General features: G+C 49.1%; 8 protein-coding genes and 1 pseudogene. 1 reads left to right on the forward strand and 8 read right to left on the reverse strand.

All coding sequences use genetic code 11. The features are described 5' to 3' along the window. Positions 1-1,365, reverse strand: a 1,365-nt coding sequence (locus tag STRDD11_RS08895) for a degradosome RNA helicase CshA (RefSeq protein ID WP_164828443.1), incomplete at its 3' end; no start/stop codon positions are given. Between the two features lie 546 nt (positions 1,366-1,911). Here STRDD11_RS08895 and STRDD11_RS08905 point away from each other — a divergent pair. Continuing rightward, a pseudogene (locus tag STRDD11_RS08905) lies at positions 1,912-2,211 on the forward strand (hypothetical protein); the annotation flags it as partial. 24 nt (positions 2,212-2,235) lie between these two features. Here the strand turns inward: STRDD11_RS08905 and STRDD11_RS08910 are convergent. From STRDD11_RS08910 to pbp2b, 7 genes are all read right to left on the reverse strand, one after another. Next, entirely contained in the window at positions 2,236-3,144 is a 909-nt protein-coding gene (locus STRDD11_RS08910) for a magnesium transporter CorA family protein (RefSeq protein ID WP_128837024.1), read from the reverse strand. Positions 3,145-3,615: 471 nt separating this feature from the next. Continuing rightward, positions 3,616-5,160 carry a peptide chain release factor 3 gene (locus STRDD11_RS08915; protein WP_128837025.1) on the reverse strand — a complete coding sequence of 515 codons (1,545 nt, stop codon included), beginning with the start codon at positions 5,158-5,160 and terminating at the stop codon, positions 3,616-3,618. A gap of 441 nt (positions 5,161-5,601) precedes the next feature. Next, the gene (locus STRDD11_RS08920) at positions 5,602-6,297 is read right to left on the reverse strand and encodes a YwaF family protein (RefSeq protein WP_128837026.1); all 696 of its coding nucleotides are present in this window, start codon (positions 6,295-6,297) and stop codon (positions 5,602-5,604) included. Between the two features lie 75 nt (positions 6,298-6,372). After that, a complete protein-coding gene (murF, locus tag STRDD11_RS08925; RefSeq protein ID WP_128837027.1) occupies positions 6,373-7,737 on the reverse strand; it encodes a UDP-N-acetylmuramoyl-tripeptide--D-alanyl-D-alanine ligase in 1,365 nt (454 codons plus the stop codon). Positions 7,738-7,813: 76 nt separating this feature from the next. After that, positions 7,814-8,860: a D-alanine--D-alanine ligase gene (locus tag STRDD11_RS08930; RefSeq protein ID WP_128837028.1), complete on the reverse strand. Its 1,047-nt coding sequence runs from the start codon at positions 8,858-8,860 to the stop codon at positions 7,814-7,816. A 261-nt stretch (positions 8,861-9,121) separates the two neighbouring features. Next, positions 9,122-9,718, reverse strand: coding sequence for a recombination mediator RecR (recR, locus tag STRDD11_RS08935; RefSeq protein WP_128837029.1), 597 nt, complete (start codon positions 9,716-9,718; stop codon positions 9,122-9,124). Between the two features lie 104 nt (positions 9,719-9,822). Beyond that, on the reverse strand, positions 9,823-11,838 hold a 2,016-nt coding region (pbp2b, locus tag STRDD11_RS08940; protein WP_164828444.1), incomplete at its 5' end, for a penicillin-binding protein PBP2B.

An 11,838-nucleotide genomic window follows, 5' to 3' on the forward strand; every position in this document is an offset into this window, starting at 1 on the left:
TCTGCCGCCAAATCCGCCGCCTGACGGTTTGAAAGGAAGAGGTTTCTCACGGGCAATCTCTACTTCCGGCAGAGAGTCCGGATCCTGCACGGTCAGCGTCAGGATATACATGGCCAATTCTTCCGGAGAAAACTCAGCGGCCAGCTTGCGGGCATCCTTGCCAAACTTTTCAAAATTGCTGCGGACCGTTTCATCCTCAAAGTCCCGCTCAATTTTCTTGAGGGCTACCTTTTTCTTGGCTTGGAAAGCTTCCTCTGCCGTCGCCGGCTTGAGCCCCTTCATCCGCTTCTTGGTCAGATTTTCGATGATGTGCAGGTAGCCCATTTCATTCGGCGCCACAAAGGTAATGGACTGACCTGACTTACCGGCACGGCCGGTCCGGCCGATGCGGTGAACATAGCTTTCTGGATCCTGCGGAATGTCATAGTTATAGACATGAGTGACCCCAGAAATATCCAGACCGCGGGCAGCCACATCCGTTGCCACCAAGACATCCAGACCGCCATTTTTAAAATCACGGAGAACCCGGAGGCGCTTGCCTTGATCGAGGTCGCCATGGATGCCTTCTGCCCGGAAACCGCGAAGCTTGAGACCGCGGGTCAGCTCATCCACCCGGCGCTTGGTCCGGCCAAAGACGATAGACAGCTCTGGCTGGTCCACATCCATGAGCCGGGTCATGGTGTCAAATTTTTCATTTTCCTTGACACGGATATAATACTGATCCACCAGCTCAGTCGTCAGCTCTTTGGCTGCAATCTTGACATGGTCAGGATCCTTCATAAACTGGACTCCAATACGCTTGATAGCATCCGGCATAGTAGCCGAAAAGAGCAGGGTCTGGCGCTCTTGCGGAACGCGGGAAATAATGGACTCAATATCTTCCAAAAAGCCCATATTAAGCATTTCATCGGCCTCATCCAAGATCAAGGTTTCCACATGATTGAGCTTGAGGGCCTTGCGCTTGATCAGATCCAAAAGACGGCCCGGTGTCCCGACGACGATATGGGCACCGGACTTGAGAGCCTTGATTTGCTTTTCGATGCTGGAGCCGCCATAAACCGAGCGGACCTTGACACCCTTGCTGCGGCCGAAGCGGAAGAGTTCTTCCTGACTCTGCACAGCCAGCTCCCGCGTCGGGGCAATAATCAGAGCCTGCACCGTCGGATTGTCCGTGTCAATCTTTTCCAGAGTCGGGAAGCCAAAGGCCGCAGTCTTACCGGTCCCGGTCTGAGCCTGACCAATCACGTCCTTGCCGGCCATAGCCAGCGGAATGGTCTGCTCTTGGATAGGGCTGGCCTCTACAAAGCCGGCTTTGTCAATCTCTGCCAGCAGTTCAGCTGACAAATGTAATTCATTAAATTTCAATGTTCTTCTTCTTTCTAAAGGCAGTGCGAAGCCACCTTATCAGGCATTTTTACTCTGTGCAATCAAGCTTGAACAGCATGGATTGCTCTTGAGTAGCAGCTAATTCTCAAGAGAATGATGGGTCGTTGATTAGCTGGATAGCTTGTATCCTTTTTTTATCTGCAACCCGCGTTGCTGGTTCTCATTCAGTGAAAATCAACTTAGTCACTTGCAACCTATCTAGTATACCACAAAGCCAGGCCAAAAGATAGGATTTGTGCGTAAGATTTATTTTTTGGCTGAAGTTTCTTGAAATCCTACGCCCCTTTATTTATAATAGTAATAAAAATAAGGAGAAAACGATGAACAAATTTTTAAGATTTACTTTTATCTTGCTCATCCTGGCTATGCTGGGAGCGGCCTTGATTCAGCTATTCCATCCCCAGCTTTTGGAAACTGATACTCAATGAAAATCAAAGAGCAAACTAGGAAGCTAGCCGAAGACAGTACTGGAGTACGGCAAGGCGACGCTGACGTGGTTTGAATTTGATTTTCGAAGAGTATGGGTCGGTCTACGGTCTGGCTCCATATTGGCAGCGGGAAATCGGCTTTTGGAATCTGGCTATCCTTCCCCTGCGCATAGCCGTCAACATCAAGTACGATTGGTTTTATCTGCGGATGACTCTTCTAGCATTGATATTGGGCGGACTGGGCTTTGGCACCAACCACCTGATTGGCTACCTAGCTAAGATCAATCAAGCCAATCTGCTGGGCTGGGTGGAAAATTATCTATTAGTCGGCCTCTGGATGATCGGCTGGGTACTGGAATATCGCACAAGACAAAAAAGTGGTGCAGAAGCTGCCTGACTGGAGGCAGCTTCTGCACCACTTTTATTTTTTATTCGCCACCCATTTGAGGACCTTGGTCAGGACTCCCCAGAGGATGAGGCTGATAACAACAATATAAATCCAGGCATTTTTGTCATCTGATAGAGGAAGAGGCACATTCATGCCGAAAAAGCCGGTGATAACTGCCAAAACTGCCAAAAGGACAGAAATAATGGTCAGAAGCGTCAAATTATCGTTCAGATTGTTGTTCAAAATGTTATTGTAGGACCCAGACAGCTGACTGAGAACCTGGGCAATCAGATCGGTCATGGAAACCAGCTGGCGGGCCTCAATCATGGCATCGTCAAACTGCTCTTTCTCTGTCTCATCAAAAGAGCGGTAAATACCGTGGCTCTTGATATGCTCCAGCAGCATGCGATTCTGTTTGGCCGCAGCGACCAGATAGACCATAGAAGTCTCCAAGTCAGACAGAGCAAAGAGATGCTTCTTGGTCGTCGTCTTGCGCAGCAGGCGGTTGATGTCATCTTTGGACTTGTCCATCTTCTCAATGACCGGATAGTAGGAATTGGAAATCAGCTCCAGCCCGGCAAAGAGAAATTTATAGATTGAAACCGGCTCATGCTGCTCCGTGTAGGCCCTCAGCATATCCACCACATAGGCATTGTCCTGATTGCTGATGGTGATCAACCGTCGTTCCTGCACGATGAAAGTCATAGGAATGGTCTCATAATAATCCTTGTCCGTCGCTAAATTGAGAACATTGTAGATGAAAAGCACCGTTCCATTCTCCCGGTTGTAGTCCATGTGAGCCCGCTCATTTTTATCCAGCGCATACTCAATGGTCTCCTGATCAATCCCATAATCCTGATAAATCTGCGCATTCTTCTTGACTTCATCCGAATCAATATTAATCCAGACGGACTGGTCTTTCAATTTTCTTTCCAGAAACATGGGAGGTCCTTTCTGATATTTCTACAAGTTCGCGCTTCCTTGGCGGTTTTCTAATGTCTGTCAAACATTAGATTGGTTTAGAAACCGTATGCTAAGCCAGGCCGCCATAGCGATTGCCGTCAGCTAATCAGCAGTTTCAGATTCAGCAAATCATTCAGTCCTACAGAATCAAATCAGATAATATAGGCGTTACAACAAGGAGTTTGATTTATAAAGTTACAACACGAAGCCAATCGAATCGATAGCATTCGATTGGCGAAGTTAGTAGGGCAGTTAGACATGGTCTCATCAGACATGGCCTACTATGCAGCCAAGCAAAACTTAAAATAAGGATACGATTTTAGAGTTACGACACGGAGTTCGATGAATCGATATTATTCATCGAACGTAGTTAGTAAGGCAGCTAGGCAAGTCTCATAAGACTTGCCGTAGCCTACTTAGATTGCGATGCAATCAAGTAGGCTTGCTGCGTTACATCTTCTCTTCTAATTTTACATCCGGATACTTATCCGCAAACCAGCGGAGGGCGAAGTCGTTTTCAAAGAGAAAGACGGGCTGGTCAAAGCGGTCTTTAGCTAAGATATTGCGGCTGGAGGACATGCGTTCGTCCAGGTCATCCGGGGAAATCCAGCGGACGGTCTTCTTGCCCATGGGATTCATAACCACTTCGGCGTTGTATTCATTTTCCATGCGATGCTTGAAGACCTCAAACTGGAGCTGGCCGACCGCGCCCAGCATGTATTCGCCGGTCTGATAGTTGGTATAGAGCTGGATAGCTCCCTCCTGGACCAGCTGCTCGATGCCCTTGTGGAAGGACTTCTGCTTCATGACATTCTTTGCAGAAACTTTCATGAAAATTTCTGGCGTAAAGGTCGGCAGGGGTTCAAATTCAAACTTATGTTTACCAACAGTCAGGGTGTCGCCGACTTGGTAGGTCCCCGTATCATAAACCCCGATAATATCACCGGCCACTGCATTGGTCACATTTTCCCGGCTCTCAGCCATAAACTGGGTCACATTGGACAGCTTGGCTGATTTTCCGGTCCGAGGCAGGTTGACGCTCATACCGCGCTCAAATTCACCGGAAACAATGCGGACAAAGGCGATGCGGTCGCGGTGGCGGGGATCCATATTGGCCTGAATCTTAAAGACAAAGCCGGAGAAATCCGGGCTGAGCGGCTCGACTTCCTCGCCGTCCGTCTTCTTGTGACCGTGCGGTTCTGGGGCAAACTTGAGGAAGGTTTCCAAAAAGGTCTGCACACCGAAGTTAGTCAGTGCAGAGCCAAAGAAGACCGGTGTCAGCCTGCCGTCCAGAATAGCTTCTTCGGAAAATTCATTGCCCGCTTCCTGCAGGAGCTCAATATCCTCCTTGACCTGCTCATAGAACGGATTGGAAGAAAAGAGCTGGTCTCCCTCAGCCAGCGTCGCAAAGCGTTCCTCCCCCTTATAGAGCTCCAAGCGCTCATTATAAAGGTCATAGAGACCTTCAAAGCTCTTGCCCATGCCGATGGGCCAGTTCATCGGATAGCTGGCAATCCCCAGAATCTCCTCCAGCTCCTCCAGCAAATCCAGCGGCTCGCGTCCGTCCCGGTCCAGCTTGTTCATAAAGGTAAAGACAGGGATATTGCGGTGCTTAACCACCTCAAAGAGCTTCTTGGTCTGGGCCTCAATCCCCTTAGCCGAGTCAATGACCATAACGGCTGCATCCACCGCCATCAAGGTCCGATAGGTGTCTTCCGAGAAATCCTCGTGCCCCGGCGTATCCAAAATATTGACCCGCTTGCCCTCGTAGTCAAACTGCATGACAGAGGAAGTCACCGAAATCCCCCGCTGCTTCTCAATATCCATCCAGTCGGACTTGGCAAAATTGCCAGTCTTTTTGCCCTTGACCGTCCCCGCTTCACGGATCTCACCGCCAAAATAGAGCAGCTGCTCGGTGATGGTCGTCTTCCCCGCATCCGGGTGGGAAATGATGGCAAAAGTACGGCGTTTCTTAATTTCTTCTTGTAAAGTCATGGCACTCTCTTTCTTTTTTAAATATATTAACACGATTGTCTTGATTTTTTATCTCACGTTGGACTGTCATGATTCCTTTCAACCTACCTATTATAGCGGATTTAAGGCTTTTTTTCAAATGGTTGGAGGGAATTTGTTTCTCCAAAAATTAGCCAACAAAAATTAGTGCTTAAGATAAAGCTAACAACTATTTCAAACCAAACCTAATCTTCAAATCTTCTGCAATTCTTGTTTTTTCGTTTTTTTATAGTACAATAATTTGTACAAAAACAAGAATAGGAAAGAAAAATTCATGGAAACTGTAGCCTATTCCAATTTTATATAAAACCTGAAACACTATATGAGACAAGTAAACTATGAAAAATCCCCTCATTTTAAGAAATGAAGGGACTTTTTTTCTGGTCAGCATAAACTAGCAGAAAGTTGGGTTCCACCTAAAATTTAAGTGTCAGCTCTTTGATAAACCGGCACCAATTTCTTCCACCGGCGCTTAAACAATTCGTCAAAGAGGACTAAAGCCAAAGACAGGATAAGGGATACTAGGAGGTACTTAAGCCACAGGGGGGCATTGGGGACGAAAGGCGGGCTTTTCAGAAGGCCGTAATTGCCGCCGGTCACTTGATTGACCGCAACTAGGAAGAGGTTGAGGATAAAGGTATAGGCAACAATCATATACTTCTTGAGCAGGGTCTTGTCATAGTGGTTCAAGAGATAGACCAAAGAATTGACCAGAAGGGCATAGTGGCCGATCAGAAAGGAAAAGCTGGTGATATGCGGAAAATCATAGGGATCAAAAACCGGATACCCCAGCGCAAAGACCGCTCCGCTGGCTCCCATCAGGGCAAAATACTGCTTGCTCCGCCATTTATCCGGCAGAAAAACAACTGCAAACATGGCCAGCCGGCAGTGATACAGGGGCAGGCTGTTGGCAAAAGGAATGCGAAAACCGAAATACCAAGTATAAAGGGCAATCAGCTGGACAATCTGAATCCACTTGAACAGCTTGACAAAGCGCGGATTGCTGTGGTATTTAAAGGACCCATAAATCGATAGCAGCACCAAAGCAATCATGATACCATACCAAAGAAAAGGTATCGGCGGCGGTGCCGTTTGCGTTCTTGTTAAAAAATCTTTCATAATCTCTCTTTCTTTTTCAACTCGTTATTTTCAGGGAATCAATCATATCGCTCAGTCTCTAATCCCATCCGCTCCTCACCCCTCCAGCTCCTTTACCAGACGGGCCAGATTCATAGAATTGCTGCCTTTGAGCAGGATTTGGTCGGCAGGCTGAAGAGCGGTTTTGACTGCCTCGGTCAGCTGGTCAAACTGATCTTGGTCAGCGGTTTTGACAAAATAGCGGACCTGACCGGGCGGGAAAATTTCCTTGGCATAGTCATAGAGAGCAGCCATGTCATCCCCGTAGAGAAAGAGCTGAGTGATCACTTCAGGATTGAGGCTGGTAATGATGGAGCCGTGCATCGAGCGGGAATCCGCTCCCAGCTCCTTCATATCCGCCAGTACCGCCAGTTTGCGGCCGCCGGGATTGGCGTCAATGGTGGAAAATGTCTCCAAAATCAGCCGCATAGCCGTGGGATTGGCATTGTAAACATCCGACAGGATATCTGCACCATTGTCGGCTTTCTTCCATTCCGTCCGATTGCGGGTCAGCTCCAGCTGGGCAAAGGCCTGACGGACAGCCGCCTCGCTCACCCCTTCCTGCAGGGCTGCATAGGCTGCAATCATGGCATTGCTGGCATTGTATTTGCCCGTCACCGGCAGGAAGATCTCTTCTTCTAAGAAATTGGCCGCAAAGGTCAGACTGTCCCTGCGCTCCTCCAGCCGGGTCAGGAAAATATCCGCATCCGGACCAAAGCGGACCAGCCGCTGTGTCTGAGGCAGAAAGTCGTTGACAAGCTTATCCGCGGGCAGCAAGAGCAGCCCTCCTTCTTTCATGCCGTCTGCAATCTGCATCTTTCCCTGAGCAATTTCCCTGCGGCTGCCGAAAAATTCCAGATGGGCCTCGCCGATCAGAGTAACGATAGCGGTCTTGGGCCTGGCAATCTCAGACAGGAGATGAATGTCTCCCAAATGATCCTGTCCCATTTCCAGGACCAGCTTCTCCGTATCATCAGGCATGTGCAGGACCGTATAGGGCAGTCCAATTTCATTATTGTAATTTCCCTGAGTTTTGTAAGTCTTGTAGGTGGAAGCTAAAAGCTGAGCCAGCATATCCTTGGTCGTCGTCTTGCCGTTAGAGCCAGTCACTGCCAGCACATCCACCGGCATTTTCTCCAGTACATACTGGGCCAGACGCTGAAAGGCCGCCAGCACATCATCGACTAAAATATAAGGGCCCTGATCCAGCTCGATTTCAGACAAGGTGGCTGCGGCTCCCTTTTCAAAGGCAGCCGCGATAAAATCATGGCCGTCACGCGCCCCTTTGAGGGGCACAAAGAGGTCTCCCGCCTCAATCAGACGGCTGTCAAATTCAGGCTTGGTCAGAACCCTATCGCTAAAAGCTCTTACATCATTTTTAGCAGCCAGAACTTCTGCCGCTTCATATAAACTTATTTGCATAGTCTTCCTCTATTTTTTCGGAATTTTCCCAAAAAGAAAGAACCGAAAGTTTTCAGTTCTTTCATTATACCATATTTTACAGCAGATGCGCTTCGCGTTTTTCAAAGGCTTCCTGAGCTAAATCAGCTAATTTTTCGATCAGGTCTGCATAAGTCAGGCCCATATTTTCCCAAAGCAGCGGATACATAGACCATTGGGTAAAGCCCGGCATGGTGTTGAGCTCATTGAGGAAGACCTCGCCCTTTTCCGTATAGAAGAAATCACAGCGGGACAGACCCAGTCCGCCCAAAGCCCGAAAGGCTGTCTCTGCATTTTTGCGCATGAGGGCCGCTACCTCATCCGGCACCTTGGCCGGAATATCCATGGTGATTTTATTATCAATATACTTGGCTTCGTAGTCATAGAAAGCCACATCCTTGACCACTTCGCCGGGCAGAGTGCTCCTCACATCGTAGTTGCCTAGGAGTCCGACCTCAATCTCCCGCGCAGTGACCCCCTGCTCCACCAAGACCCGACTGTCATATTTAAAGGCCAGCTCCAGCGCTGCCCGCAGCTCCGTCCGACTGTCAGACTTGGAAATACCGACACTGGAGCCCATATTGGATGGCTTGGTGAAGACCGGATAGGTCAGCTGGCTTTCGATTTGGGCGATTTTTTCCTCAATATCCTCCCCTTCAATGACAGCCACATAAGGTACTTGGGCAATCCCTGCCGACTCCAATATCCGCTTGGTGCTGATCTTATCCATAGCCAGACTGGATGCCAGAACAGCAGTGCCTACATAAGCCAGCTTCAGGGTTTCCAAAAATCCCTGAATCGAGCCGTCCTCGCCCATAGGGCCATGCAGGACCGGAAAGACAATCGCCCCCTCCTCATAAATGTCACTGGGCTTGATTTGCTGGGAACGCTCCACCGTCTCATTGGTCATGAGTCGGACATCCGCAGCCGGCTTTCTATCAAATGCCTGAGTCCGGATAAAGTCCCCGTCCTTGCTGATAAAATAGGTCTTGACAGCAAACTGATCATAATTGACCGCCCGCATAACACTCTCAGCCGACAGGACCGATACTTCCCGCTCCGCACTCCGGCCGCCGTACAGTAAAATCAAGGTTTTTTTACTCATTTTTCATCCTAACCTTTTTTAAAAATTGATTTGCTGCTCAAAGAAAATCGAAAATGACAGGGGATAAGAGGAAGATCGATGGGCCATAAATACCTCCACCGCCTGATTGCAGATAAAGCAAACGAAAAGACCCTAACATCTTCTTCGATTTTCAAAGAGTCGGACTGAGGAATCCCCAGCCTTTAGACTGTTTCAGTATACCATATTCTGCCGGATAAAAAAAGATTCCCTGACCGGATTGGTCAGAAAATCTTGTCACTCTTATAACTCCGTCCGGTTTTCAATGGCCCTGAGCAAGGTCACTTCGTCCGCATACTCAATGTCAGAGCCGACTGCCAAGCCACGTGCCAAGCGGGTCACCTTAATCCCGGCAGGCTTCAGGACGCGCGAAATATACATAGAGGTCGCTTCGCCATCGGCCGTTGCATTGGTAGCCACGATGACCTCCTCCACCTCGCTGTCCATCAGCCGGGTAATCAGGCTTTTGAGATTGATGTCATCCGGTCCGATACCATTCATAGGAGAGATCAGACCATGCAGGACGTGATAGAGACCGTGGTATTCCTGAATGTTTTCCATAGCAGACACATCGCGGCTGTCCTCAACAATCAAAATCGTCGTCTGATCCCGCGATTCATCCTGACAGATGGCACAGGGGTCCTCATCGGTCAGATTGCCGCAGATAGAGCAGTAAGACAGCTCACGCTTTGCGGCCAGCAAGTTTTTGGCAAATTCATTGACATCATCATCACTCATGCCAATCGTGTAAAAAGCCAGACGAGTGGCTGTTTTGATGCCAATACCAGGCAGCTTGGAAAAGCTGTCAATCAGTTTGGCAATAGGAGTGGGGTAAAGCATAAAATCCTTTCTCTATTCTCAAAAAATCTCCTCAAACCAGATTGCTGTACTTGAGCACTGACTGCTGTTAGTCTTCCCCGTTTGATGATGATTTTCATTGAGCGCTAATTCATAGGGTGTTGTTGATTATAAAGATTGATAATATCGCGGGTGATGCTGTGGCTGACTGTAGAAGATAGGTCGGTATTGTGGGGGAAAACGACCGCCACCGCAATCTGGGGATTGCTGGCAGGTGCATAGGACACCACATTGGTATTGATGGCTTCTTTCTTGCCCTTGTCCACAAAGGTCTCAGCCGTCCCCGTCTTAGCACTGATAGGCACCGACTCTCCTTGGGAAATGGTCCGTCCAGTCGTAAAGCCGCTGCTGCCGTGCACTACCTGATAGAAGCCCTGCTTAATAATGTCCATATTGTCCTCAGAAATGGAAACCTGATTCAGCTCCTTGCCGTCTATCTTTTCAACCAAGTCACCCAGACCGCCTTGGTCGCTATTGCCGTAGATGCCTTCAACCAAATGCGGAGCAATCCGCTTGCCGTTATTGGCAACCGTAGCAGCATACTGGGCCAGCTGCAGGGTCGTGTAGTTGTCAAACTGGCCGAAGGAATTAGTCAGATAGTTGGCGAAGGTGAATTTTTCAGGGACATAGCCTGCGGATTCATTGGGCAGGTCAATCCCAGTCTCCGTCCCCAAGCCGTACTCCGCAAAGGTCGAGCGCAGCTTTTTCATAGACGAATCCAGCTCATCAAAATTCAGCTTCATATCGGCGGAGTAAGGCGTTCCCATCATTTTCAGCGCCACCTGCACCATATAGGTATTAGAAGAATATTCCAAGGCTTCCTGAGCTGTGATGGCGCGCGAACCATACTGGGTAAACCAGGAAGTGATGGTATCCGTACCGCCAAAGCTAATGGGCTGGTCAGTCAGGACCTGATTGCCGCTGATGGCATCATTCTCCCAGCCAGAGGTCAGAGTAGCCGCCTTGACGACAGAGCCCGGCTCAAAAACATTGGTCATGGTCCCTAGAGCATCGACAGACACATTTCCTGATTCCGTATCGTGCTTGACACCTGCCATGGCTAAGATAGCCCCTGTATTCGGATCCATCGCCACAGCATAGGCTCCTTCTGAGTAGGTCGCATTGCCGCTGGCCAATTCTGCATTGAAGGCATTTTTGAGAATATCCTCCACACCCTGCTGGAAGGTCAGGTCGATGGTCAGCTTGAGATTATCCCCCTTGCTGCCGTCGGAAATAGTTTCAACGCTCTCCATGTCGCCGTTCTTGTCCAGATGAATCTCTTTTTCAGCTCGCTTGCCCTGCAAAACTGACTCATACTGCTTTTCCAGATAAGAGGTTCCCACCCGGTCATTGAGCGAGTAGCCCTTTTTCAGGTAGGCATCCGCTTCTTCTGCAGGCAGACCGGTCTTCTCGGTGGAAATATTTCCCACGATAGAAGCCAGAGAAGTATCCAGCACCTTGCGGTCCCAGCCAGTTGACACACTAATCCCCGGCAGCTCCTTACTGCTGGATGCCAGAATAGCTACCTGCTCCGTAGACAGGGCATCCGTTTGGATTGTTCCAGTGGAAAAGTTGGAAATAGCATTCATCTGGCTGAAAAGGACGATTGCTTTTTTCTCCTCGTCCGTATAGCCCAGCTGGGCTGGATCAATGCTTTCAGCCGCTGCCTTATAAATGTCAGACTCAGACCGGCGGTTGCCATCCGCATCAAACTTTTTATCCTTGGGCAGCTTGTCAACGACTTCCTTGTAAACATTGCTGTCGGCCAGATAATAGTCCACCTCCTGCCGATCTGTGACCGTGGCATCTGAAACAGAGACATATCCGAGCAGTTTCTGAGCTGTCTCGCGGATTTCACCTGCTGTCAGCCGATTATCCCGCGTATAGGTCACGACCTGCTTGGTCGTATTTTCCACCAAGGGCGTACCCGCAGCATCGTAAATCTGCCCCCGCACCGAGCTGGTGGTAATCTTGGTCTTGCTGGCCTTGGCCAGCTTTTCTGTATAAAAGTCCTGATTGACCACCTGCATGTAGCCCAGACGCGCAATCAGGGCTAAAAACAACATCATGACAAGCCCGAACAGCAGATAGAGCCGCCGAGT

Source organism: Streptococcus sp. DD11 (assembly GCF_001578865.1).
Lineage (GTDB): Bacteria > Bacillota > Bacilli > Lactobacillales > Streptococcaceae > Streptococcus > Streptococcus panodentis.